Source organism: Arthrobacter oryzae, from assembly GCF_031454875.1.
Classification (GTDB): domain Bacteria; phylum Actinomycetota; class Actinomycetes; order Actinomycetales; family Micrococcaceae; genus Arthrobacter; species Arthrobacter oryzae_D.
Genome location: NZ_JAVDRQ010000004.1, coordinates 90,302 through 114,939 on the forward strand (window position 1 = coordinate 90,302; position 24,638 = coordinate 114,939).

Genomic DNA, 24,638 nt, shown 5'->3' on the forward strand with positions numbered 1-24,638 from the left:
GTGCCCGCGGGCGGGCCGGAAAGCAACGGTTGTGGATGGTTGGCAACCACCTTGTACGGGACAGCCCGCAGCGCCCGGGATGCGACCGCTAGCCGGGCGTCTCGCTCTGCTCACTTTGGGCGAGCCGCTGGAGCTGCCATCTGTGCACGTCGGGCAGCCAATCCAAAGGGGCCGATGGGCCGACCCGCGGGTCGCTCGGATCCTTGCCGTCTCGCAGGTCCTGCACGTACGCGCGATCCTGATTGATTCGTGCTCGTAGCTGCTCAGCTCCGCCGACCGAGCCGTGACCGGGGATGACGGCATCGACGTCGGCGGCCACGCTCTCGAACAGCCGCAAGGCGGCGAGGTAGTCCTCGACCGGATTCGCGGCCTCCAGGTCGAGGAACGGCATCAGGATGTCGGAAAGCATGTCGCCGGCGACGAGGACGCCGCGCTCCTCGATCAACAGTGCCGCATGGCCCGGGGCATGGGCCTGATGCTCGATGATCCGGACTTTGGGGCCATCCCAAGGAATCTGCGCAGCTTCGGCGGGAAGACCGGTAATGAGACCGAACAGATCCATCGGGATCTCCTCGGCGTACTCCGGCGGGAGTCCCTCGGCCACCCGGTCCTTCCAGTCCTCGCTCGACAGCACATCCCGGATAGAGGCCGCGCAGCGGGCTGTACCGTACCGGGGCGGATCGCCGAAGTATGCGTGCCAGAGCACGTGGTCCCAATCGGGATGCGTGGAGAAGCCTGCGACGACGGGCTGGCCCAGCTCGCGAAGGTCGTTCGCGAGGGCCGCCATTTCGTCGCCCGTTATGCCGGGGTCGATGAGCAACACACCGTCGCGGCCCTGCACCACAACGGAATTACTCTGGATGAACTCGCTCTCGTGAACCAGAACGCCCTCAGCGATTTGCTTCAGCATGAGATGCCTTCCCTCTGTGGTTTGCAACCGCCTGTTGTGACGGTATTACCTGGCGCTAGCAGTTGCAAGCACTATGGGCGGATCGGGTGATCCGCAGTCGGAGGACCGCGCCTGACCGGATTTTGGCACTATCTCGCCGAGGCGGGGTCTGTTTCGATGGGGATCCCTCAAGGGCGTCCTCAGGGGGCGACCGGTCGTTTCTCCAGGCAGAGAAGTCGTGGCCGATCTTCCCAGGATGGAACAGGAAGAAACCCACGTTTTACGTACAGCCGTATCGCTTCGTCTCGCCAATCCCATACCGTCAGACGGATAGGCAAATCCAGCTGGTTGAGTGCGGCATCGATCAAGGCGGAACCTACCCGATGCCCTCGCGCGCTAGGGTCAACCCAAACCCGCTTGATTTCGCGTGCCTCTGCTGTCTGCTGCACGATCACAACTCCTACCGGCGAATTGCCTAGTTCTGCAACGTACACAGTCGCGCCCTCGTAGGCACGCGCCGGGTGTTGGACTTCCTGACGATAGCGTTCGGGAAGGTCTGCATCTTTGGAGGTGTCATCCAAGTAGGTAGCTTTCTCGCGTTCGGTTTGTATCAGGTACGCCTGCACGAGACGACTTACCGATTTGGCGTCCGGGCCAGTGAGATCCACGGGGCGGACAATAGGCGAGCTAACTTGGGTATCCATCGCTTCATTGTTTCAAGGACTCTAGCCATCGCATAGAAGTGCCCGTAGGCCGGTCGATCACCGTGCCGGGGGAGCCAGCCGATCCCGATTCTAAGAATGTGGGACGGCTACCGAAAGGCATGTACTGCTGCAGCCCGCTTCACCCGGGGCGGTGTACATGGCCCGGGACGGCGACTGCCCGTCTTCGACTGGGAGGTGGCCGCGAGTTTGGAAAGCCGACCAACAAGCTGGCCGTGATTTGTGACGGTCGTCGTTGGTCTTCTCGGTCATTTTTCGTCGTTGTGGTCATTGTCGATCACCACTCGATCTTCCAGCCGTGTGGGTTCAGCCACTGGATTCGTCTGATGGGTGGCACTTTTTGGGGATCCGCGAGCGGGTTTGAAGTACCGCCAACAGACAGAGACCCAGACGGCGGCGAATATCAAGCCGACAGCTGTGTCGGTTGGATAATGAACCCCCCAGTACAGTCGGGAAAGGGCTATGCCCAGCACGATGAGCGGCGCGAGGATGAGGCCGAGGTGGCGGAGGCGGGATTGTGCCCAGGCCCGGAGCAGCAGGGCTAGCCCCCCGTATGTGACGACGGCGGCCGCTACATGCCCTGATGGGAAGGAGGAGGTGGGTGGAAGCCCTTCAGACAGGTGGTCGACATCCGGTCTGGGCCGGCGGACGATCGTTCCTGAGATCAGATACAAGGCGGTCTCACCGACCGCAGCCACGAGCAGGAACACCGCCGGAGCAGATCGCCTCGTGATCGCAACGGCAAGAGGTGCGGCCACAAGCAGAACTCCCACAATTCCGGGCGTATTGCCAAGGGATCCAGCCACAGCCGCTAGGGCGTTCCACGTCTCATCGCGGTGTTCGGCCAGCCATTGGACCGCTGCCTGGTCCAAGTGCCGAATAGATTCAATCCCGGTGACAAGGAAGCCCGCGCCGGTTACACCACTTGCAATGAGCACCCAGATGCCGGCGAGTTTAAGGGCGCTGCTTCTCCCGCCCGGTAGTGGCTGGTCCCCTACGGACGCCGGGACCAGTGTGGTCCGATCCTGTACAGGCAGTCCATACCACCAGGGTGTCCGTGGGCCGGCATGCTGCTGCCACCGGCGAAAGGCCCACGAGGTAGCGCCAAGCCAGGCGATGCCGATCAACGAGCCACCGAGTTGCGCCCCGAATGAGACGGCCCCGGCGAGCAAACGCATGATTTCGAACAGGATCACTGGCGGCACTGTTCCGACAACCGCCCACATCCTGCCTCTCGCCGGGAGGGCAGGAAGGAAGACCAGGAGCAGCACCCCCAACGAAACAGCGAGTTGTATCGACCCGCCGGAGAACACGCTCCCGCCCCGGGAACTCTCATCGGTCAACAAGGACATCAGAACGGTCCCGCCGCCGGCGAGAACAAACATCCCCACCGTAACGGCGGCCACATATACCGCAGATGCAGAAAGTCCGCGTATCTTCAGCCACAGCACCACCACCGGCAGGACCAGCCAGCCAACCTGCGCAGCGATCTCGGCCACGAAATCGGCGGCACCCCACAGTACTTCTACGAGCCCGCCACCAGACGAGACGGCAGTTAACGGCAAGGGTGTTACTAACTCGAACACAAGGCCCAGAACAGTCAGCGTGAGAAGAATCCCGGCACAACGTACGATGAATCCGCTCATTCCCCTAGCATCCTCTCAAGACACGAGGCCTGTCTGTCCCACCAAGGAAATGAGACGGCGACCTGGCACAAAGAAAGCCCGCCAGATGGGGGACCGGCGGGCTTTCCGGATTCGACAGTAGCGGCAGCGGATACGGACATCGAGTGGAGTTTCGAGGAAAAGTCCCGGCGCAGACTGTCCCAACTCCAAGCTTCCCCGGGCCGAATAGATGGGCGGCCCGGTGTATCCGACGACCAGTCAGTTCATAGCGAGAACGACGCGTTTTGGGAGATAGCCATGGGATGCGGGCGTCCAGTCCCGGTCTTCGGGATGGGCTGTTTTGGGGACCTGATTCTGGTTACGCACTGGTCATGGCAAGCGGAGATAGACCCAGTGAGGCTATGAGAGGAGCGAACGGTGCGAATACTCATTGGATCTAGCAGTGCACAAAGCATCCATGCCGTCGTCGCGTCCACGGCGGCTGAACAGGCTCCGTGGCTGACGGGGACTGCGCTGATCCCACAAGCTCCTGGCGGGATAACGTTATCGACTGATGCAGACATGTTGGGCTCGGCATCCCTGCAGCTTGAGAGTCTGAGCCTGATGGCAGTTGCAAGCGCTGCCGAAACATTGGCGGCCGTCCCGACTGGTCCCGTTGGCGAGCGGCGGCCGTTTCAGGCTCGCTTGTCGATCAGCGCATGGGACGTTGCAGGCTCGCTACACGTCGATTGGGAGTTGCCGCGCCTGGTGGCAGCGGACCAGAGCGGCGCGTCAACAGCGTGGGAGGAGGTGCCTCCAAGGGCTCACATTCTCTTGGTCGATACCCACATTATGGGCAGGGCGGAGATGGAAATAGCATACCTACGGTTTCGCTACGTCTGATTGGAACTCCTTGTCCGGAGGCTGACCGAGCCGACTTCCTCGCACTAACCCTGACCGGGCCGAAAAGATGGTCGGACCCGAGATGTCGACCGAAAAGTCAGTTCGCCGCGGAACCACGTGTCTTGGGATAAATGCATTGGAATGCGGGCGGCCAGAAGCCCGTGTCCGGATGGGCTGTTTTGGGACCTGACCCTGGTCTACGCTCCGGACTTTGTTGCCAAGGTGCCTTGACAGGGTGTCGTCGAGGGGACAGGCTGACGCCATGGCGAGATACAGCGGCGGGGTAACCGTCCATAGGGCAATGAAGGGGCCTCGAGTGACGGGATTATCCAGGTCGAGCCCCCAGAGCTGGAAGGCAGAGGTAGTCGCCACCCTGACTGCTATCCAGCAGGTCCGCCAGACGTGCGACCACACTGAACTCGTGAGCGTGAAGTATGCGCGGAAGGCGGGCCTGTCCTGGGCAGAGATCGCCAATGCTCTCGGGGTCACACGCCAAGCGGTATGGGAGAGGTGGCACGAAATCGACGAGACCCTGCCCGAGGGCGACGCGTGGGGCCCTTCCTCACTGAACGACACGGCGTCCGAGCTCAATAGCAACCCTGGGTAAAGCACCATCGCTGGCACCTCTGATTCCACGCGATTCGACCTGAACACCGGTCTAAATGTCGGTGATCATCGACCTGGCGCCGATCCCTCACAGGGCAGACGCGCTGGTCCGTATGAGCCAATCTTTCACTAGCGCGGCAGTAAGATCCCGGGCGCTCGAGATGAGCGTTATGGCCAGCGGCGTCGAGCACCGCGTAGGTGCCCCGGACATAGTGGTTGCGGAGTTTCCACCCGTCCTCGTAGCCAGTTACATGGTCCTGACGCCCGAAAAGGTGCAACGAGGGCGCCTCGAAGGGAACAGGTTACGCGACCTCCGGGAAGCAAGCGCGTTTAATCGTCAAGCTGTCGGCCTTCTTTTTAACGAGACGCTCGAAAAAGGCGTCTACAAAAGCCTTATTGTTCTGCACAACTACGAGCGAGTGAATTTGATGGATTTCCCGGAGTCTGTTCAGGGCAGGATCAGCCAAGAGGCCAAGCTAGACGCACAGATCTAGCGTTGCTCGGTCAAGATCGTTTTGCTGATCCAACTCGTGAGTTCGTTGGTGAAGGTAGAAGGCGAGGCATTCCACTCCTGGGTATGGTGGGCCTCAGGTAGCGGAATCAGGGTGACGGTGGCCGGATTCGCACGTTGGAACGCCTCCGAGATCTCCCAGGGTACCTCTTGGTCTGTGTTGGAGTGCAGGACCAGTGTCGGGACTGCCACCCGGTTAGGTACATCGACCCAGTCAAGTGCATTGAAATCGATTGGTTCCTCCAGCCCGAGCATCTTCGCGAATGGGGGAGTCTGCAGCAGGCACATGACAAGGCCGGCACCAATCGCAGGGACGCCGGCCCGCGCCGCCCCTGCAGTGATGGTCTTACGCCAGCTCGTGACGGGCCCTACCAGGACAATCCCGACGATCCGGTCCCGGTGGGCGCTGCTCTCCGCTGTGAGCAGGGCAATGGTGCCACCCATAGACCAGCCGGAGAGGATGATGCGTCTGGCTCCATGAGCTACGGCGTAGGCCACAGCGCTTTCCACATCACGCCATTCAGTTTGCCCAAGGTGGCTCGATTCGGCCTGTGGTGGGCTGACCTCCGCGTCGCTGCGAAATGTGGGAACCAGGGAGGTGAATCCCAATGAACTGAAAGCGTGGACATCTCGGAACATGATTGAGCGGTCCGTCCAGCTGCCATGGATGTGGATCACCCATACGTCAGTGTTTCCCTCGAACAGCCATGCAGGCGCCGCACCGTAGGCGGTGGGGACGTCCACCTCTTCGTAGCGTCCGCCGACAGCAGAGGGCTCGAAGAACACATCCGGGGTCCAATCGACGATCGGCCCCAGACGTCCCGGCGCGGAGCCGGCCGGATCAATCCGCCGCTCTACGTACTTTTGATCCTCATTGATCAGCGTGACCTCGCCGACTCCTGTGTATTTCTCTGTCGCAGGGTCGAACACGCCGAAGTCGCCCGGGGCTTTGGTGTAGTCATCCAAATCAATGCGGATTCGTCGTCCGTCTTCTGTCACCTCGGCCCGGCGGTAGTCCTTCAGGCCCCGCTTGACGATCTTGCGGGCCATGATGACAGCGAACCCAGATAGCCCGGCGGCCGGCACAAGGAACGCCATGCAGGCCAGGATGCGCCGTGACGTCAGCATTAGGTCTTCATCCTCCAGCGCCAATCAAGGCAGAACAACGGAACCCACACATCGTAACGTCCCTTCGGTGGCACACCGTGCAGGGCTCGGTGGCCACCGTGACCCGGCGCAACACCAAGCTCTCCCGTGCACTGTCTCTCTCGTGCCAGTTCGCGTTCCACCACATCTCCGACATTCCCGAAGACAGTCCGGCCATCGCCATGCTCAAGGAATGCGGAACCGTCCTGCTGTACAAACAGCCGAAGACCGCGGACGCCCTGCCTGTGAGCAGATGTTCAATCTGCCGCAGGGACCAGCCGAAGTCATCTCCCGGCTGGTCAAGGGCACGTGCCTGTTCAAAATCGGCAGCCACGACCCGTTCGAAGCCATCCACATCCGCAGCCCGCTCGAAATTGAACTGACCGACACCGACAGTGCCATGAAATCCGCCAGCACCATCGCCTTTAACGAAGAACTAATCGATACGGACGTACCGGCATGAGCAGCAAGACCTCAACAGAAGCCTCCATGAAAATCGGTTTGGCCGTGATCGTCGTGATGTTGGCAGCCATGGCCTGGGTATCGGCGTTCCTTGGCGAGATGCTGACGCCCACTCGGATGCCGTGGACGGACTTCGCCGCTCTCTGGGCCACGATCAAGGCCGGTGAGTTCCTCTGGCCGGGCGCGTCCACCTGGATCCTGATCGTCCTGGTCGTGCTGGCCATTGTTGGTGCCGGGATTCTCAGCGCACTGTTCGGGTCCACGAAAACCCGCGACGATGGACTGCCACCCTACAAGGACCTGGAAAAGCGGATGGGCAAGAAAGCTGCCCTGGCCAAGGCCAAGCAATCCCTGGAGCTGCCCGCAGAGGCCACCGAGGACGAAATGATTGTGGCGCTGTGCAAGCTCGACGGTCAGACCCTCTACGTTCAGCATGAGGATTCCATGTGGGTGTTCGCCCCGCAGCGCTCCGGCAGACACTGTTCCTCGCCGTGGGTATCGTCCTGGACGCACCAGGCGCTGTGATTGCCACGTCCACGAAGAATCTAGAACGAGAGCCAAACCCTGAGCGGACTTGCCTTAAAGGTGTCGCAGGTATCTTTCAGGAGAGTCCAGGAATGATCGCCAGTTGGAAACCAGATCGAGGTCCGACCATTCCTGCTGCCGAAGGCCCCATGGGCCGACTTCGAGAATCTGTGCGCCGGGAAGTGCTGCAAGAACAGGGGAGTGTGTGGACATGATGACTTGCGAGGAGCCCTCGGCGAGGAGATCTTTTAGGACCGCGAGGAGGCTGAGGCATCCCGCGAAGGACAGCGCCGATTCCGGTTCGTCGAGCACCCACAATCCGCATCCCCGGAAGCGATCCACTGCCAGTTCCAAGAACGATTCTCCGTGTGACATGTCGTGGAACGAGATGTCCGGGCCCGAGGTGCTCGGGTTCTTCTCGAGGTAGGTGAAGAAGCTGTGCATGGTTTCAGCCCGCAGGAAGTAGCCGCGTCTTGTGGCGCCGGCGTTTCGGACAAGCTGCAGGTGATCGGCGAGTATGGATTCAGTAGACCTGGTGCTGTGGCGGGCCCCTGTAGATCCGCCTTCAGGAGACAATCCGTAAGCCAGCGCGATGGCTTCCACAAGAGTGGATTTTCCCGACCCATTTTCACCGACGAATATTGTGGCTGACGTCAGATCGAGCCCCTGGTCTAGAACCTGGGCGACAGGAGGCAGGACGCCAGGCCACCGACCGCGGTCGAGAACGTGGGCCGGGTCTTCGGCCAGCCGTCTGATCGGAAAGTTATGTGCGGGCATGCCCCATTCTTACAGGCACCTCTCGCTGCCTTCCCCCAACCCAGGGGCGGAACCCTGACCGGGCCGAAAACTGGGCATTTAGGTACCTCATGCCGAAATGTGAGCCCACCGCGAACCCAAAGAGAACGCTACCCGGATCGCCGTCGGCCGGTCGCAAGGTGTGGGCCAGCGTGAATCACCTGCCGCCGAAGACAAAGTAGTAGAGAGCGAAGCCACTGCTACAGCGGGACATGGACGTGGGACACCAGCCGGTGCATGATCAGGGCCTCGTCATAGAGAAAAATGCTCCAACACGTTCGTCGCCACATCGCGGGGCCCGCATCCCGATGTTTCGATGATGGCCTCGTCCAAATCCGCCTGTGCCAATCTTGAGTTGAGGTCGCGGTAGCGATCGAGATGCCACTCGAGACTTGGCTCTTGCTCCGGCGTGTAACGGCGACGGAGCCGGCTCTCAATGTCCCACTCCTCAGCAACGAGGCGAACGGGTCGTACGCGCAATTCGAAGGCGGCTTCGTACCGCGCGTGATCCTGCGGGCTGGATATGACGCCGCTAACAACGAGCTGGCGTGGCCCTGTTCTTTTGTAGTTCCGCCAGACGATTGCCATGTTTGCGGCCTCGGTAATGACGTTTGTAGGATCATGATCGCCGGGCGGCCAAGAGCGGTGGAACCAATCGACGTCCATCAAACTGAACGGCATGCGCGCTTCAGCCATGAGATCACCAACTTGATCCAACGTGGACGTCTTGCCAACGCCGTAGGATCCGTTGAGGAAAATGACGAAATCGGTGCTGTTCAAGTCGTGCTTCTCTCCGCAGCTTAGGGCAGCTACAAACTCATCGTGTGCTGGGCGTCGGCGGCAAGGCAACTCCGATCGGGGAGCTCGAGTTTCTGTGCGTAACCATCAGGGGGCCGATTCCTCTGGCGAGCTGTCGCTGCTGAGCTCGATGCTTTGGACTGGGCCTTCCGGCGACGCGTGATCCCAGTCAATCGAAGGCGGCGGCTTCTCGAATTTCCGAGCCATGTCGGGTTCGAGACCTTTGCGGAACCATATTCGGAGGGAGTCATTCCGGTACGAAACGCTACCCGGCGCGGGTGACTGGCTCTGGATGGTCGGATTCTTGGGCCATGCGATCGAGCTAATTGGCGGCCCATCGGGGTCAGGATTAGCCAGAGTCAAGCCAGCAGCTTGCGCTATTTCCCTCGCCTGGAGGAAGTGTTCCCCAACGACCTTGGGGACAATGACGAGGTCAGCGGCTCGTTGTTCGTCTTGTGCCCTGTCCGGCATTTTTCCTCCTGTCGGTATTGTCTGCCCGATTGCTGGCGGGGGCAATGTCGCGCCGTACGAGGAGGCCGCTAGTTCAACCTCTTACGCGGCACTTTCAAACGAGAGGGACCAACACGTTGTTGCAGAGTTAATTATGCAATTGGGGATCGCTCTTCTCGTGGTTGGAACCGTCTGGCTCATTTTTAGAAAGGTGATTGCCCGACAGCAGCTCTGATTCTCCGTCCGCTCCTGCGCTAGGTCAGGAGTCACCGGAACAACGGGCCAAGGCCCTGGAGCGAGGCGGAACGATGTTCGCGGTTCTACTCGTTCTAGCAGGAGCAGCCATAGTCATCCTTTATCGGGTGACCGGGCGATGAGCATGGGGTTCCTTGCCGTGTGCGGAGTCTTCTTGCTCGTCAGCGGGCTCATTCTTTTTCTACTGCGCGGCTACATGGCTCGCTTCCCTGCCGAGACCTGGGAGTGGCTCCCGGAAAAGTCGAAGTTCAGAACGTACGAGTTTCAACGAAAGTCAGGCGTTGTGGGAGCTTCCATTGTGGCGATAGCCGAGAAAGCCAAGTGGCGAGGGCTGACACGTCACGGGGAATGCTACCTTCACCGGGCGCTCGGCAGGCTGTGAACCCAGAGCACGTGATCAGAACGCGGAGATAGATTCACGCTCTCCAAGCGTGGATCGGGGCGCCCCTCGGAGAGCCGATTTCCGCCCGGTCAGGGTTCGGCTGTTGACCGATTCGAACCAGAATTCCCAACGCTGCTATACGAAGAATGAGAGCACGAGGAGAACGACACCATACCTTGATTGCCTTGGCTGGCATTCTGGCAGTGCCGATTGCACTTGCCGCTTGCATCGTCTGGAGAAACGTCCGCCAAAACGGGAGGGCGAAAGAGAAGCCGCCCGCCGATAGGGGGACGTACATGCCTATGGAGTCACAAGCTGAGGCCGGATGAAACCAGCGTCCAGAGGGGAACAATAATTGCGGCGATACCGAGCGCGGCCATGAGGCTTCGAAGGACCAGTATCTTCCTCTGATGATGAATCGTGGCAGCCGCTGCTACTAACGCAGCGAATAGCCCAACAATGACAAGGGTTCCCCAAATTGCGGGACTGAAGCGGGCATCCGGAGCGCAGCTGGCCGGCGCAGGGTAGATTGCCGGGCAAATTGTCGGCAATTGTTGAGCGGTCCAAGTAAGCCACAGAGAGGCGCCGGACACGAATGCCGCGCCCACGAATGCCGCGCCCACGGTTCTGCGCCAGACGGGACGGGACTCAGGTACGGCCGTAGGTGACATGAATTCACAGTAGCGGCTTGAGCCGCAGGCTCGATGGCCCCCGAGATGCTCAGAGTATGCGATCGTCGCGACCAGTTCAGCGCCCATCGCGCAACCTCGATTTAAGTTCATCTGCACGGGAAGCGTCTGACGCTGGTCTCTGGTGAATCTTCTGGCCTGTAGGTCGAGGAGTGCCCGGCTGCTCACTGCTCCCACGCCCAACGGGTGACCCACTCAACTGAACGTCCTTTGCACGACCGGCAGTCGTTAGGGCATTTCCGTCCAGTTTGCGGATCCCTGAACGCAATACCAAGAATTCAAAGCACGCGGACCGAGCGAAGTGCCTGGCTCGAGGGCAGGATGGAGAACATGGAAGTCATTGGGAGCCGCATCCTGCTTCATCCGTTCGAACCTGAGCGGAGCCACCGGTTTTATCGGGACACGTTGGGCTTGGCGATCTACCGAGAGTTCGGGAGTCGTGATGCGCCGGGCCTGGTGTTCTTCCTGGGAAACGGTTTTCTCGAGGTCAGTGGACGGTCGACTGATCCGCAGGGCAGCGCCTTGGCGATCTGGATGCAGGTTCGCGACGTGCAGCTCGAGCACGATCGGCTCCTGGCAGCCGGCGTACCTGTGATCCGCAAGCCGCAGCAGGAGCCGTGGGGGTTGGTGGAGATGTGGATCGCGGACCCCGACGGAGTCCGCATCGTGATCGTTGAGGTTCCGAAGGACCACCCCCTGCGGCGCGACCAGCGGTGATCACTTCTTCTCTCGCGGCCGCCCTCCCGACGGCATCCTTTGCAGTGGAACGGAAGTGCGAAGGGCTGAGCCGTAGCATTGGGCAGATGAAGGTTGGTAAGGTCCACGGATGCTCAGAGCGGAAACTGCAATGACCGGCGGCAGGGATCGGGATGCTTCAAGGCGCCCGCGGCAGGCCCGGCCACGTGACGCTCTTGGACGGCCGCTGCCGTACGGAAGCGCTGGCGTGGAGCCGGTCTCCGAGGAGCCGCTGCCGCCGGTGGAGACGTTGGTCTCGGCCCGAAGCCTGGTGGAAGCGGGCCGGCCTTTCGCCGCGCACGAGGTACTTGAAGCCCGGTGGAAAGCTGGGCCGGCCCAAGAACGAGACCTTTGGCAAGGTCTCGCCCAGATCTGCGTCGGGCTCACCCACGCCGCCCGGGGGAACAGCGTTGGCGCGCTCCGGCTCTTCGAGCGCGGTGCGGCCCGACTCGCGGAGTACGGTTCAGGCGAAGGGCCGACCTACGGGCTCGATTTGTCCGCCGTTGTGAGTTGCGCGCGTGATCGTATGGGCACCGGCCGCTAAGCTCGCGACCAGCATCCTCGCGGCCGGCGGCGGAGGCATTATTTCCGGGAGGCTGCTGAGAGCTTGCTTCACCATCAACTTGTCCCATGAGGGAAACGCCCTGCGGGACGCTGCTGGTGCAGTAACTATTCTGTGGGTCCGGTACAACGGGTTACATCCGTGCGCCTGACTGTCCTCTTACGAGAGTATGCAGGCCACTTAACCAACGAACGTGAGGCGGTGAGACTCCGGGGTCTACTTCCAGCCCTTCTTGTTTCGCTTTCGCTAACAACCCGTGATTCCCCTTACCGGCTGGGCGGCCACAGGTTCAGAGTAACACCAGGGTTCACGTGCCCGACCTAAGTCAGCACGGGACCGAAAGGGAACCCTGATGGGACCGAAAATTGGGCCGTTTCAGACGCGGGACCAAAAGTTGCGAGAGCTGGGCAGTTCACAGGGAAAGCTACCTTTGCCGGGCACTTGTCACGGCCTGGTGAGCAAGGAACGATGACAATGCGAAGGGTCGTGCTTGCGCGTAGCCTGAGGCATATTCTCAGGCGGGAGTGGTGACCATGAAGCCGGATCCAACCAAGGGAATCGCTGGGCGTAGCACTAGACCGGGGCAAGAATCGGGGTTCGGTCCGCTGGGCCCGGAATCCCAAAACCTATCGCCCTGGATGCCCGCTGTCCAGCCATGGGCCGATATGTACGTCAATGGCCACGGCGAGCACTGGCGTGCTGCCACTGACTATCTCCTCCGAAGCCAAACAACCTGGGAACTGGCCCTCGTCTAGCAATACGCAGGGGACTCACGAAACGCGCTGAAATGCCCGCCGTCCCTAGGGACGGCGGGCATTTTCCTACGGTGCGGTGTCTGCGACTGAGGTTTCTACCGTGGTCCAGGTGGTCGCGGTTCCAGCCGGCATTGTTCCTCGGGGTTCGGTGATCACCTGGCGTTCCCCGATGGGCATCCCGTTCTTGGGGTCAATGATGATGTCATGACGGAAATGTGAGTAGTCTTCGATGCGGCCGATGGCAATGCCTTTGCGGCCGTCGAGGGTGGCCTGTTCATCGGTCACTGTTACTCCTGGTATTAGTGCCGCGGCCTTATACAACGCGGCCCGGAGTTCGCCTGGAACGACGCCAGTGCGTAGGAGGTCGGCGATGAAGACCAAGGCCTCGCCGTCAACCGACTGACCCTTTTCGTCTGTCTTTTGATAGATGTCGTCTAGGAGCAGCCGGGGTTCACGCGGCAGGGAGTCCAGGTAGCTGGGTGCAGGGAATGAGGACTCGCTCCCGGGTCCGTAGAAGGCTCCATTTGCGCCCCGCAGTACGTACGCTTCCGGACCGCTGGCTTGGGTGCGTTCTGCGTATTCCTTGGATGCCTCATCAAAGAACGTCGTCGGGATACGGCCTGAGCGCTCCCATACCCATTCCTCGGTCCGGTTGGCCGGGATGTACATTGTCATCTTTTCCGTATCCAACCACTGATACTCCTTACCGCTCTCGTCGACTGCAGTGGAGCCCCATAGGTTCGTGCTTTGAATCTTCAGGTACTGCCCTGGATTCACTATCGGGTCAGCTGTTTGGATGGTTAGTGCCGCTGCGTCGTTCAACACCTCCGCCGCTGCGGCGGTGGCCCCCGGGGCAGCAGGTCTGACAACGTCAGCTACGACGATCCCGCCGACAAGCAGGGCTGCAGCTGCCGAAACCAACAGGAGACGGCGCCGGAAGCGGATGGGGCTGACGGTGCCCGTCTCGTTCGTGGCCGGCCTTGCCGCACCAGAGCTGGTAGCCGGGTCGATCTTGGTCATGACTTTCTCGCGGCCGCGATCCAGTGTGGCCGGCGGGGCGGAGCCGATGTCGCTACGCATTCCGCGGAGCAGCTGCAAGTCGTCCATGATCCTTCTCCGTTTCATCAAGTAATTCGAGGTCGAGCTCGGTTCGCAGTGCGCGCCGGGCACGGTTCAGACGGGACCGCACGGTGCCCACCGGAACGTCCATCGCTAGCGCGATGCCTTCATAGGTCAGGTCGGCCCAGGCATAGAGCAGCAGCGTTTCGCGGTCGATGGCTGCCATGCTCTTGAGGGTGCGGGCTATGCGGCCGGTTGCCACAGCGGCGTCGACTTGAGCGGCTATCCGGTCCGAATCATCGCTCAGAGCTTCCCTTGACGCCGCTTTTGCGGCGGTTTTCAGCATCTTTGCTTCTGCCCGGTGATGACGACGGAGCAGATTGGTTGCGATGCCGAACAGCCACGGCCGGGCATCGTCTCTGTCGAGATCGTAGTTTTCCAGTTGCTCCCAAGCGACCAGAAAAGTCTCAGAGGTGACGTCATCGGCAGCGAAGTCGCCAGCCCTCCTGGCGGCGTACCTATAGATGATTGACGCGTGTCTGTCGTACAACTCCCCGAAGGCTGCGGGGCTGTCGCGGGACCGCCTGATGATGTCTCTATCTGTGCTCACACTATGTATTGCCCACTGCACGCAAAAGGGTTCACGGAGCGTCCCCTCTTCGCGTTATCCCTTCGTGCAGATTCCTCTTGCTCGTGCATACTCCTGTACCCGGAAGTCATCATTCCGTGGCGACTAGTTCGACTTCGAAACCGTAGGAGTTTGCGATGTAAGCGGCATAGTGACCCGGCCCGCCGGCGTGCGGGTACTTGTCCTGAAATAGGGCTTCCCAGCCACTGGCCACGGCTTCCTGGGCGAGGGCATCGACTTGTGCCTCTGTGCCCGCACGAAAGGCAAGGTGATTCAGGCCGGGGGAGATCCGTTCATGGACCCTGCTGGATAGGTCCGGAGATTCCTCGAGCACGATGTACGTTGGCCCCCGCCGCCAGCTGCGCCCGTTAGGCCATTCTTGGTACGTCTGGTAGCCAAGTCGCGATAGTAGCCAACCCCATTCGTTATCAGCCCTGGTGAAGTTTGGTACCCAGAGCTCAATGTGGTGCAGAGCGCCCACGCTGTTTGCAGTCATCTTCCGAGTCTTACACGCGGCAATCCCGGCTATCGAACCGTCCCGATGCCAAGGAAGTGGGACGGTTGCAGGGGTCGTCTGCACGGAATGTCAGAAGTCGTCTGCACTGGGACCGCCGGGAAAGACGCCGTCGGAAGGCGAACCTTCAGCGGTCCTTCGTCGGTGCGGGTGCGTTGAAGTCCTGCTGGTGGTCGTGAATGAAGCGCATTGCAGAGAGTATCGGCGTGGGGTCACGATGAGCAACGCATGGTCGGTCGGATCGGACGCGCGTAGGGTTCCGACATGACCCGTTACGTGATCGACGCACCTACGCTCCTGCACATCGTTGCCAATGGCATCCAGCCCAGCCCTCAACATCAGATCGTCGCCCCGAACCTCATCCGCTCGCAGGCACTTTCCCTGCTTTTTGAGGCAGTGCACAACGGTGACCTCACCGAGGATCTGGCGCTCCAGCATCACCAGCGCCTCACCGAACTCAAGATGCGGCTGCTCGGTGACCGGGTGTCACGCCGTACAGCGTGGAGGATCGCGCGCGAGCAGGGCTGGGAAACAACGTATGACGCCGAATACCTGGCCGTCACCGAGCTCCAGGCCGACGCCCTGGTCACCGTCGACCCCGCGCTGGCGATGAAGGCCAAAGGGGTCGTGCCGCTCGCGAATATCGACGCGCTCACTGCAAGCTGACGTCAATGAGCGTTCTCAAGCGGAACCTTCAACGGGACGACTGCTGAGGAATTGGGGAGGACAAGGCCAAATCTTTGTCTCTGACGACTCGGCGTGGCTTGATCGAGTGGAAGCCGGAGCCTCCGAACCCACTAGCTGAAGCTGAGCCGAGGAGGCTCGCTCTTCACTTCGGAGCTTTAGGCTAAAGGCTGATCGATGATAAACGGGGGTAATGGATTGGACAGCATAGATGCCGTGGAAGCGCACTTCCAGGAATATTTCGGCGGCGAACCGCAATACATGCGATTCGTCGACAAGCCCGGCACGATAGGCGTACTCGAATGGCCCAAAGGAACATCGCGCCTGGGTGTGCATATGTACGCGACAGTAGGGCTCCATGCGCTGATACACGGAAGGTTGAGCAAGGAACACGGATTCGAACTCTTCGCCGGGGTCTCAGCAGGAACGGACGAATTCCGAGGGGCCTTTGCCATGATGGCCAACGACCTGATTTCCGATGAAACCTTCGTGGAACATGGTCACTTAGTGACATATGCGGATGCTGGCATCATCGACGGGCTCCCGTTCAAGTCATGGCTGATGCTCGAAAGAACTGACGATTTCATCCCGACGCTGTCGTTGGAAAATGGCAATCACGTCATCTTCCTGGACGCGATCCCCGTTTTTACGGAAGAGGCCCGCCATCTTAAGGAATACGGCTTGGACGGGCTTTTGACCTGTGGGAGGAGGAAGGACCAATACTCTCTGACCTTAACCGGGGCCTTCCTCGTGCCTTTGCGTGAAGGTTGACGGCCGCAGAATAGTGCCACCTCTGGCGATACTAGACCGGCGAACCCACTCACACCTGCAACAGAGCCACTGAACATGAGCCACCTATTCAAAACCACCAGTTCATGTCCGAATGCCCTCATGCTATTGATAGCGGAAGATGAGCCAAGCGTTCCGGACATTGACGGAATAGCCAACCTTTGGCAAAGCGAAAGCATGCTGGCACTGGTCGGCTACCCGATTGATCTCAGAACGCGTCAGGGGCAAGGCCGATTCTTGGCCCGGTGAGTCGCCGCAACCGCAGCCGCAAAGGGATCCTCCAACGGGCGCGCAGGCGGTAACCAGGTCATTGGCTGGTGCCCCAAACGGCCAGCTCACCTCCAGGCATAGACACGATCAGTAGCCCGTCTGGCCCCGTGATGTTCCATGATTCGTACGCCAACTCGGGCTCGGGCACCACACTCAGGCGGCAGCCGTCCTGTATGACGACTTCAAGCCGACCGTCGTCGAACGCTCTTCCCTCAGCAACGACCTTGGAGCGCGAGAGCGGAAGAACGGGGCTGAGTTGGTCGAAATCGCCGCCGGGCTCGACTACATGTGAAGTGCCATCGGGATGTTCAAGAACGAAGCTCCCTTCGATGGTGATTCTGAAGTGTTCGAGAACCAGAGTTACTTGGAAATCCAGGACGAGTTGCAGGATGAGTTGCCCACTCAAATCGAGAAGCCAGTAACCCTCAAATCTTTGAGCTCCACTCATGGATGCCGGCACATAGACCACGACTCACTTTCCCCTGCGTTCATCTCTATCTTTGCCCCAATGGTCATGCCACCCAGAACTATCACCACAGCATTTGACGCGCGTGGGAGATCCCTCAGCGGCACCTGCCTCGATGAGGAACGAAGTTACCGGCCGAATGTGGCGGAGCCTTCGGGTCGTTCAGGAAAGTACGACGGCATAACTCCGGTACCAGATAGTAGCGGGTTGCGGAAGAGTGCGCCCGCAAGACGGTGGATCAGAGGACGCTTTTCGACCGGTCAGACCTCAACCGTGTACCCAAGAGTGAGGTCAGCTGCGTTGGCTCCTCTGATGCCCCAATTTACTTTTGGGGTCTCAGTGATAGTGATCTCAAGACTGTGCGGCGCGATTCCCGCTTCTACGTCAACGCGGTGGAATAGCTCTGCGATCAGCGTGCGTTTCGCATCGTCTGATCGACCCTCGAACATGGAGATTTCGATAATCGTATAGTCGGCGCCGCGATCTTCGGGATGGATGAAGTCCTCATCGTCAAGAGCGATAAAGCGTTGGAAGCACTTGTCCGCTGGATATTCGAGGGCGGCCATGACCGCTCCATGAATCGCTTTTTTCAGTGATGTCCGCCGCCGGCCGAGGCTCTCTCGATGCCCATAAACGATGATTTGTGCCATGGGAGCACGATACCCGAAGCGAGATCGTGGCTGCCCGTAAGACGGTCCTTTTCCGGACAAACCCTCCGCCCACCAGCACAAACGTGCCCTTGCATGCCAGCCCCACCGTAAGACCCGTCCGGTGAATTGCCCGGTGACGGTTGCACATCTGGTCCACCTAAGAGCCGCGTGGCAGACTCTTGCGCATGACCGCTTTGCTGGTCGGCTACGCGCGTGTGTCCACGGAGCAACAGGACCTCACGGCGCAGCGCGACGCACTGTCAGCCCTGGGGATCACTCCGGACAGGATCTACGTGGATCACGGCCTGACCGGCACTGACAGGAACCGCCCGGCCTTCGTGAAGCGATGGCGGCGTGCCGGGATGGCGATACGTTCGTTGTAACCAAACTGGACCGCCTGGCCAGGTCCGTGCGGGACGCCCACGAAATTGTTGACGAGCTTGCTCAGCGCAACGTGAAACTCAGCATCGGGGGCTCGGTGCACGATCCCACCGACCCCATCGGGAAACTGCTGTTCAACGTTCTGGCTATGGTGGCGGAATTCGAGAGCGACCTGATCCGGGCACGGACCCGCGAGGGCATGAAGATCGCAAAAGCCAAGGGCAGACTACGGGCAAGAAACCGAAGCTGTCTCCCACGCAGGAGGCCCACCTGGTCAAACTGCACGACGCCGGCGAGCACACCACTGGCGAACTCGCAGAACTCTTTTCCGTCGCAAGATCTACGGTATACCGGGCAGTGCAGCGCGCACGGCACAAGCCGGGCCTGCACCGTTGAGGTGTGCCGCCCATGGCCTCCCGCCGGTCGGCAACAACAACGGCCCCTCCGAACCATTCGGTTCGGAGGGGCCGTTGTCGGTACGGGGAGGACCGGCTGGGCGCCGGAACCTTACCCTAAGCCTTTAGAGAGGGCGGATGTTCTCTGCCTGCGGGCCCTTGGGGCCCTGGGTCACATCGAATTCGACCTTCTGGTTCTCATCCAGTGAGCGGTATCCGCTGCTGGCGATTGCCGAATAGTGGGCGAAAACGTCAGCGGACCCGTCGTCGGGGGCAATGAAGCCAAAACCCTTTTCGGCGTTGAACCATTTAACTGTGCCTGTTGCCATGGCTGCATTCCTTCATGTGACTCTGATTCTCTCCGCAGACACAGTGGCCCGCGGTGCGGAGAACGTCCCCCGCTGTCCCCAACGTACGGGGCCTCGGCGCTGCTTGCAAGGGTATAAGTCCTCTTAAGGCACTATAAGTCTGGCCAGGGTGCCAAGAATGTGCCCGCGTACCCCGCAAAGTAGGCGGGAAATTCGCTCACCAAGTGACGGTTCCGGCTGCCCCGTCCACCGTGACCGTCTGGCCATCGCGGAGCCGTGCCGTGGCATCGGGAACACCGACGACGGCGGGGATTCCGTATTCGCGTGCGACCACTGCTCCATGGGAAATGACTCCGCCCATCTCCATCACCAGCGCCCCGGCCGTCATGAAAAGCGGCGTCCAGCCGGGATCGGTCGACGGGGCCACCAGGATTTCCCCCGGCTCCAGGCGGGCGCCCACCGGATCCATGACCACCCTGACTTTCCCGGTCGCCGTGCCGGCGGAGGCCGGCGTCCCCGCCAGCCGGTCCGCCTCGTCTGGCGGGGCCAGCGCGGCGTTCTTCGCCAGTACGGCAGCCTCGACGTCGGTGCCGTCCGAGAGCAGCAGGCGCGGAATTCGCCGTCGCCGGAGTTCGACGTCGTACGTCCCGCGGCGTCCGGCGACGATTGCCTTCAGGTCGGCGCCCCGGAGGCCGACGCGCAGCTCATCGAAGTCCAGGAAGAACGCGTCGCCGGCTGCGGCGATGGTTCTGGTCTTTGTCAGGTCGGCGCCGACGGCCGCGAGCTGGCGGTGCATCTCCGCCAACACCATCACGATGCAGAACTTCGGAAATTCCCTCATGCCGGCCAGCTGCCGGGTCCGGCGCAGGCAGAGCTCCACCAGACGTGCCCGCAGCCGGCTTTTGGCGCGTGCACGTTCAACCAGGTCGCTGATCCTGGCCTCGGCGTCGTCGGCGGCCTTGGCAAACTGGCGGTCGGGAGCCTGCCGGGGATCCTGCACGCGGAGATAGTTCGAGATCATGCCAAAGAGGTGGTCCGGCTCCTCGGACCACCTCGGCATCCCCAAGTCGATTTCCGCGACGGCCCGGTGCCCGTACTTGGACAGGAACTTCCGCAGCCCTGCCTGGGCAACGGCCGGCAAGGTGCCCGCGTGGTAGCGTGCCGCCAGGTCCTCGGGGCGGTGTTCCGTGAACAGCCTGCGCGCCTCCGGAACCCGGCCCAGGGAAACGGCCAGGTGCCACAATTCGAGGTCCATAATTGTGGTCACGTTGTGCGGAAGACCCCGCAAAACTGCCTCCAGTTCCCGCGGCTTGGCAATGCCTCGGAGCAGCCTGCGGGCCGCGGCCAGCATCAAGTATCCGGCGGCGGGGCTTGGCAGCGTTGCCTGAATCAGCCCGCTGACAGTGGTTCCCAGGACATCCTCCGCGTGCTGGAGCCGCCTTGCCGGAGTGGCCGGGAGCGGGAGCGCCAGCCGGGCTTCGAGGCGCTTTTGATAGTGCCGTGCCCGGCGCAGTTCCGCGTCCGGCCACAGGAGGGCACGCAGCACTGCCGGGACCAGCCGTGCAGTCATGGCGAGGTTCTGGATTCCGTCCGGACCCTGTCTTCCTGTTCGGTCGGGGTCCGGAGCGCCGTCGCCGTCCCCCTGTCTGCGCCTCTCTCTCCGGGGGCGCCGCACAATGCTGAAGCGCGGGTCTTCCAGGAGCGCGGGAAAAACGGCCGCGGACCTTCCGTCCGCCAGAGTAAGCATCCGCAACAGTGTCCGGCGGCCGGATTTGCTGCGCACGAATGGTGTCAGGTCGACGTACATCCGCAGCCCGGGGTTCGTGTATTTCCACGGCCCCTTGTTGCCCCGCATAAGGGCCAGGACCGAAAGGCCCATCGGGGTGATGGGCCGGGTGAGTCCCTGGAGGAGCGTGCCGCACAGGTAAACGCGTGTGTCCGTGCCGGCCACCGCATTCGGACCGCCTGCCTCGCTCGCGGACGCTTCCTCCTCCGGCAGCGGATACAACGTGGTGACGGGCCGCGACTGTGTCAGCCAGGCCTTTCCCCGGGTGTCGATCACCCACTCCACGTCCTGGGGTGCATCAAACAGGTGCTGGGCCTCAGCGCCGAGGGATGTCAGTTCGCGAAGCTGGGCCTCGGTCAGGGTTGCCCCGCGGTCCGGCGTCGGCTGCAGGATGCTTCCGGTGGCCGTGTCCACCACAAAGTGGTCCGGATTTACGGCGCCGGACACCACTGCCTGCCCCGGCCCGCGGCTGGCATCGATCACGGTTTCCGTCCGCGTCCCCGTCACCGGGTTGGCGGTAAACAGCACGCCCGCCGTACCGGCGTCGACCATCTGTTGCACGACGACGGCGAGGCCCGCCTCACGGTGGCTGATCCCGTTCGCCGTGCGGTAGGCCACCGCCCGGTCCGTCCAGAGCGAGGCCCAGCAGCGCCGGACGGCCTGAATGACGGCGTCGGCTCCGACGATGTCCAGGAAGGAGTCCTGCTGCCCGGCGAAGCTGGCGAAGGGCAGGTCCTCGGCGGTGGCGGAGGACCGCACTGCCACTGCCACGTCGTTGCCCATGGCCCCGTATCCCCGGCGGACGGCGGCGTCGACGCCGGGCGGCACGGGTGCCGCCGCCACGGATTCCCGGGCACGCCGAGCCAGCTCGTCCCGGATATCTTCCGTGACATCGTCCAGGCCCGGTGGAGCGCCGTCCAAACGGGAGGCCACGCCTTCCAGCTCCGCCGGGACGGCCATCCGGTAGGCGGCCGTGGTCAGGCAGAAGCCGGGGGGAACCGGAAAGCCCGCAGCGGTGAGCTTTGCAAGGTTCAGCGCCTTGCCGCCCACCAGCTCCAGCGACCCGGACGCCAGTTCGCTAAGCTCCGCAACGAAGCTGTCCTGGGCCGCGCTGCCCGGCACCGGATCGGGGCTCGGGGAACCCATGCCCGCTCCTAGCCGTTGCCCGTGCCCTCGCCGGTGTCCTCCCACATGACATCCAGATTGTGGAAGGTCACGGGTCCGTCGCACAAGGCCGCCATCTTGGAAGCGAATTCCGACGTTTCCGGACGGCCCGAATTCTCCATCGCGGAGTCAAAGGAATCGAAGTCGACGATGGTGAAATAGGTCCCTGGGTGATCCCTGTCCGCCGTGGCGACGATGCGGCGGAACGTTGGCTGCGTACTTCCCTCGGTTCTCGACGGACGGCCCAGCTCTTCGATCTCCTTGATGCGGGAGGTCTTGAATTCGATGATCTGCACAAACCCGGCCATGACGGCTCCTCAACGGCGGTGGATGCTGACGCGCTTCACGCTAAACCCCGCGGCAGGGTGGCGCAAAGGGGAGAAATGCCCTACTTTGCGGACTACGGGGTGTGGATTCCGCGGACCGTGCGGTTGCGGCCCAGGGACTTGGCCTGGTACAGGGCGGCATCCGCCGTCGCGATCAGCTCATCAAGGCCGGCCGTTCCATGGCCGATGGGGGCAATGCCGTAGCTCGCGGTGGGCATGCTGGAACCGCCCGGTCCACGGACGGCCTTGAGCTGCCGATTGATCTCCGCGGTGATGGCCTCGGCCCGGTCCGGGGTGACGCCGGGCAGGAGGAAAATGAACTCCTCGCCGCCGTAACGTCCCACGAGGTCTGTTGAGCGGACCGTGGCATTGCAGGCGGCGGCGAACGACTGCAGGGCTGCGTCACCGGCGGCGTGGCCGTACGTGTCGTTGACCGCCTTGAAGTGGTCAATGTCGGCCAGGATCAGGGTGCCGCGTGCCTGCGTGCGCCGCAGCCGCTGCAGCTCATCGGAGGCCAGTTCCATGAAGGCCGAGCGGTTGAGCAGCCCGGTGAGCCCGTCCTGCGTGGCCACCGCGCGGAGGGCGCGGGTCTGCTGTTCGCTGCTGAGCGCTGCCATGCTGAAGGAGACCACCACCAGCAGCACCATGGTGACCAGCGTGGTGACCGCGGAGCCGAAGTAGGCGACAAACACGGGCCCATCCGGGCCTTCGCCGACGTACACAACCAGCCGGCAGAAGTAGTAGGCGGAGAAGAACCCGGCCGCTATGGCCAGCGGAATGCGGACCCTGGAGTAGCCCGGCTCCAGCCGCCAAAGTTCGTGGGACGCCAAGCCCAACATCAGGCTCATGAGTGCCAGGAAGACGGCGCCTCCGGACCAGATATTGACGGCAGGATCCTCCAGCGCTGATGACACTGTCACAATTGCGGGACCCGCGGCCAGCTGCCAGGAACGCGGCCTCGTGGTCCGCAGCGACCGCGCCCCTGCCCAGACGCTGGTTGCTCCGGCAACCAGCAGGCAGTTTCCCAGCGGGTTGGCCCACACCTGATGCGCTGTCCCGTTGAAGAGGTAGGAGGCGGAGCCGGCGAGGAAGAGCGTCAGGGCGACGCACCACCACGCACTGTACGGGGACCGCGTGCTCCGGTACGCCGCGAAGTAGAACAGCAGCGCCAGCGTGAACGCGACAACGGCGAAGGCAACCCTGAGGGTTAAGGTGTCGAGGTGCATTCAGTTCCCCCAGAGCGCCTCCAGGCGAAGACCCGGACCGTACGCGCACCCGATTCGTACGCAGACTTAGTATCGCACCCGAAGGAGCTCACAGGGGGTAGCCAGTGCCGTCTGTTAATTCCTGCGGCAAGCCGCCTGTGTCAGGGTGTGAGCAGTACCTTGATGGCGCGCCGTTCGTCCATCGCCTTGTAGGCCTCGGCGGCTTCCTCCAGCGGCATCACGGAGTCAAACACGCGGCCCGGGCTGATGGCTCCGGCCAGTACATCGGCCAGCAGTTCGGGGATGTACGTCCGGGCCGGAGCCATGCCGCCGGCAATGGAGACGTTGGAGTCGAACAGGTAGCGCAGCGGTACTTCGGCTCCGCCCGTGGGGACGCCCACGAAGCCAAGCGCGCCGCCCGGGCGCACGCAGTGCAGGGCCTGCTCCATGGATTCCTTGGTGCCCACGCACTCCAGCACCGAGTCGGCGAGCACGCCGCCCAGCAGCTCGCGGACCCTTGCCACGCCGTCGTCGCCCCGTTCCTCCACGATGTCCGTGGCACCGAACTCGCGGGCCAGGGCCTGCCGGTCGGCGTGGCGGGACATGGCGATGATCCGCTCTGCCCCGAGCCGCTTGGCCGCAAGGACACCGCAGAGTCCGACGGCGCCGTCGCCCACCACTACTACCGTCCGGCCTGGCGCAACTTTCGCGGACAGCGCCGCGTGGTGGCCGGTGGCCATGACATCGGACAGCGTCAGCAGGTTGGCGGTGAGTTCAGCATCCGGCTCCGTGACTCCGGGCACCTTGACCAGGGTGCTCTCGGCAAGCGGAACCCGGACGGCCTGGCCCTGGCCGCCGTCGATCCTGTGGCCGGAGCGGTCCCGGCCGCCCCAGCCGGCTAGGTAATCGCAGGCAACGGTGACGCCGTTGCGGCACTGCGGGCATTCGCCGCAGCTGAGGACAAAGGGTGCAATGACGAAGTCGCCTGCCGCCAGCGCTGTTACGTCCTCGCCGACAGTTTCCACCACGCCGACGAATTCGTGGCCGATGGCCGCCGGCTTGCGGGTGGGCTTCACGCCCCGGTATGCCCACAGGTCCGAGCCGCAGACGCAGGACGCGGTCACCTTCACCACCACGTCCGTGGGCAACTGTACGGCGGGGTAGTCGCGGTCTTCGACCCGGATGTCTCCAGGGCCGTGGATGATGGTGGCGCGCATGAGGGCT

At 62.2% G+C, this 24,638-nt stretch carries 25 protein-coding genes and 1 pseudogene; 9 read left to right on the plus strand and 17 right to left on the minus strand.

The annotated features are described in order from the left end of the window. Positions 1 to 88: 88 nt before the first annotated feature. The 3 genes from J2805_RS08575 to J2805_RS08585 all read right to left on the minus strand — a co-directional run bounded on the left by J2805_RS08575 (position 89) and on the right by J2805_RS08585 (position 3,257). Complete coding sequence (locus J2805_RS08575) at positions 89 to 910, minus strand: MBL fold metallo-hydrolase (RefSeq protein WP_309975141.1); 822 nt, start codon at positions 908 to 910, stop codon at positions 89 to 91. A 179-nt stretch (positions 911 to 1,089) separates the two neighbouring features. Continuing rightward, a complete protein-coding gene (locus tag J2805_RS08580; RefSeq protein WP_309975146.1) occupies positions 1,090 to 1,593 on the minus strand; it encodes a GNAT family N-acetyltransferase in 504 nt (167 codons plus the stop codon). 266 nt (positions 1,594 to 1,859) lie between these two features. Continuing rightward, positions 1,860 to 3,257, minus strand: a complete 1,398-nt coding sequence (locus J2805_RS08585) for a phosphatase PAP2 family protein (RefSeq protein ID WP_309975150.1) — start codon at positions 3,255 to 3,257, stop codon at positions 1,860 to 1,862. 1,177 nt (positions 3,258 to 4,434) lie between these two features. On the opposite strand from J2805_RS08585, the gene J2805_RS08590 reads away from it, so the two are divergent. Together J2805_RS08590 and J2805_RS08595 are read left to right on the plus strand one after the other, a co-directional pair. Continuing rightward, positions 4,435 to 4,725 carry an AsnC family protein gene (locus J2805_RS08590; protein ID WP_309975153.1) on the plus strand — a complete coding sequence of 97 codons (291 nt, stop codon included), beginning with the start codon at positions 4,435 to 4,437 and terminating at the stop codon, positions 4,723 to 4,725. A 55-nt stretch (positions 4,726 to 4,780) separates the two neighbouring features. Then, positions 4,781 to 5,218 (plus strand): hypothetical protein, encoded by a 438-nt coding sequence (locus J2805_RS08595; RefSeq protein ID WP_309975156.1) that lies wholly within the window; start codon positions 4,781 to 4,783, stop codon positions 5,216 to 5,218. Here the strand turns inward: J2805_RS08595 and J2805_RS08600 are convergent. Further along, positions 5,215 to 6,285 carry an alpha/beta hydrolase family protein gene (locus tag J2805_RS08600; protein WP_309975159.1) on the minus strand — a complete coding sequence of 357 codons (1,071 nt, stop codon included), beginning with the start codon at positions 6,283 to 6,285 and terminating at the stop codon, positions 5,215 to 5,217. The genes J2805_RS08595 and J2805_RS08600 overlap by 4 nt on opposite strands. Before the next feature lie 349 nt (positions 6,286 to 6,634). On the opposite strand from J2805_RS08600, the gene J2805_RS08605 reads away from it, so the two are divergent. Next, complete coding sequence (locus J2805_RS08605; protein WP_309975161.1) at positions 6,635 to 6,844, plus strand: hypothetical protein; 210 nt, start codon at positions 6,635 to 6,637, stop codon at positions 6,842 to 6,844. Then, on the plus strand, positions 6,841 to 7,368 hold the full coding sequence (locus J2805_RS08610) for a hypothetical protein (RefSeq protein WP_309975164.1): 528 nt from the start codon (positions 6,841 to 6,843) through the stop codon (positions 7,366 to 7,368). The genes J2805_RS08605 and J2805_RS08610 overlap by 4 nt, the downstream gene beginning before the upstream one ends. 54 nt (positions 7,369 to 7,422) lie before the next feature. Here J2805_RS08610 and J2805_RS08615 read toward each other — a convergent pair whose 3' ends face one another. From J2805_RS08615 to J2805_RS08625, 3 genes are all read right to left on the minus strand, one after another. Continuing rightward, the gene (locus J2805_RS08615) at positions 7,423 to 8,145 is read right to left on the minus strand and encodes an AAA family ATPase (RefSeq protein ID WP_309975167.1); all 723 of its coding nucleotides are present in this window, start codon (positions 8,143 to 8,145) and stop codon (positions 7,423 to 7,425) included. 270 nt (positions 8,146 to 8,415) lie between these two features. Next, positions 8,416 to 8,943, minus strand: a complete 528-nt coding sequence (locus J2805_RS08620) for a hypothetical protein (protein WP_309975170.1) — start codon at positions 8,941 to 8,943, stop codon at positions 8,416 to 8,418. Between the two features lie 105 nt (positions 8,944 to 9,048). Further along, positions 9,049 to 9,432 (minus strand): PASTA domain-containing protein, encoded by a 384-nt coding sequence (locus tag J2805_RS08625; RefSeq protein ID WP_309975173.1) that lies wholly within the window; start codon positions 9,430 to 9,432, stop codon positions 9,049 to 9,051. Positions 9,433 to 11,067: 1,635 nt separating this feature from the next. Between J2805_RS08625 and J2805_RS08630 the strand changes: the two genes are divergently transcribed. Both J2805_RS08630 and J2805_RS08635 read left to right on the plus strand, forming a co-directional pair. Continuing rightward, positions 11,068 to 11,454 carry a VOC family protein gene (locus J2805_RS08630; protein WP_309975178.1) on the plus strand — a complete coding sequence of 129 codons (387 nt, stop codon included), beginning with the start codon at positions 11,068 to 11,070 and terminating at the stop codon, positions 11,452 to 11,454. Between the two features lie 130 nt (positions 11,455 to 11,584). Next, positions 11,585 to 12,016, plus strand: coding sequence for a DUF309 domain-containing protein (locus J2805_RS08635; RefSeq protein WP_309975693.1), 432 nt, complete (start codon positions 11,585 to 11,587; stop codon positions 12,014 to 12,016). Positions 12,017 to 12,855: 839 nt separating this feature from the next. On the opposite strand, the gene J2805_RS08640 is transcribed toward J2805_RS08635, so the two are convergent. The 3 genes from J2805_RS08640 to J2805_RS08650 form a co-directional block, all read right to left on the minus strand. Then, positions 12,856 to 13,896, minus strand: a complete 1,041-nt coding sequence (locus tag J2805_RS08640) for a CU044_5270 family protein (protein WP_309975181.1) — start codon at positions 13,894 to 13,896, stop codon at positions 12,856 to 12,858. Then, positions 13,862 to 14,398 (minus strand): RNA polymerase sigma factor, encoded by a 537-nt coding sequence (locus J2805_RS08645; RefSeq protein WP_309975184.1) that lies wholly within the window; start codon positions 14,396 to 14,398, stop codon positions 13,862 to 13,864. Before J2805_RS08645 ends, J2805_RS08640 begins: the two co-directional genes overlap by 35 nt. Positions 14,399 to 14,567: 169 nt before the next feature. Then, a complete protein-coding gene (locus J2805_RS08650) occupies positions 14,568 to 14,972 on the minus strand; it encodes a VOC family protein (RefSeq protein WP_309975186.1) in 405 nt (134 codons plus the stop codon). 282 nt (positions 14,973 to 15,254) lie between these two features. On the opposite strand from J2805_RS08650, the gene J2805_RS08655 reads away from it, so the two are divergent. Continuing rightward, positions 15,255 to 15,656 carry a type II toxin-antitoxin system VapC family toxin gene (locus J2805_RS08655; protein ID WP_309975188.1) on the plus strand — a complete coding sequence of 134 codons (402 nt, stop codon included), beginning with the start codon at positions 15,255 to 15,257 and terminating at the stop codon, positions 15,654 to 15,656. A gap of 234 nt (positions 15,657 to 15,890) precedes the next feature. After that, complete coding sequence (locus J2805_RS08660) at positions 15,891 to 16,445, plus strand: suppressor of fused domain protein (protein WP_309975191.1); 555 nt, start codon at positions 15,891 to 15,893, stop codon at positions 16,443 to 16,445. 325 nt (positions 16,446 to 16,770) lie between these two features. Here the strand turns inward: J2805_RS08660 and J2805_RS08665 are convergent, their stop codons facing one another. Further along, on the minus strand, positions 16,771 to 17,193 hold the full coding sequence (locus J2805_RS08665; RefSeq protein WP_309975193.1) for a DUF6188 family protein: 423 nt from the start codon (positions 17,191 to 17,193) through the stop codon (positions 16,771 to 16,773). Between the two features lie 266 nt (positions 17,194 to 17,459). Beyond that, positions 17,460 to 17,849, minus strand: coding sequence for a tautomerase family protein (locus J2805_RS08670; protein ID WP_309975194.1), 390 nt, complete (start codon positions 17,847 to 17,849; stop codon positions 17,460 to 17,462). 185 nt (positions 17,850 to 18,034) lie between these two features. On the opposite strand from J2805_RS08670, the pseudogene J2805_RS08675 reads away from it, so the two are divergent. Then, a pseudogene (locus tag J2805_RS08675) lies at positions 18,035 to 18,626 on the plus strand (recombinase family protein). Positions 18,627 to 18,750: 124 nt separating this feature from the next. On the opposite strand, the gene J2805_RS08680 reads toward J2805_RS08675, so the two are convergent. The 5 genes from J2805_RS08680 to J2805_RS08700 all read right to left on the minus strand — a co-directional run bounded on the left by J2805_RS08680 (position 18,751) and on the right by J2805_RS08700 (position 24,631). Continuing rightward, on the minus strand, positions 18,751 to 18,954 hold the full coding sequence (locus J2805_RS08680; protein WP_013599688.1) for a cold-shock protein: 204 nt from the start codon (positions 18,952 to 18,954) through the stop codon (positions 18,751 to 18,753). 196 nt (positions 18,955 to 19,150) lie between these two features. Continuing rightward, complete coding sequence (locus tag J2805_RS08685) at positions 19,151 to 21,865, minus strand: PEP/pyruvate-binding domain-containing protein (RefSeq protein WP_309975196.1); 2,715 nt, start codon at positions 21,863 to 21,865, stop codon at positions 19,151 to 19,153. Between the two features lie 8 nt (positions 21,866 to 21,873). Beyond that, the gene (locus J2805_RS08690; RefSeq protein WP_309975198.1) at positions 21,874 to 22,191 is read right to left on the minus strand and encodes a hypothetical protein; all 318 of its coding nucleotides are present in this window, start codon (positions 22,189 to 22,191) and stop codon (positions 21,874 to 21,876) included. A 92-nt stretch (positions 22,192 to 22,283) separates the two neighbouring features. Then, complete coding sequence (locus J2805_RS08695; protein WP_309975200.1) at positions 22,284 to 23,435, minus strand: GGDEF domain-containing protein; 1,152 nt, start codon at positions 23,433 to 23,435, stop codon at positions 22,284 to 22,286. A 140-nt stretch (positions 23,436 to 23,575) separates the two neighbouring features. Continuing rightward, positions 23,576 to 24,631, minus strand: a complete 1,056-nt coding sequence (locus J2805_RS08700; protein ID WP_309975202.1) for a zinc-dependent alcohol dehydrogenase family protein — start codon at positions 24,629 to 24,631, stop codon at positions 23,576 to 23,578. Between the last annotated feature and the right edge of the window lie 7 nt (positions 24,632 to 24,638).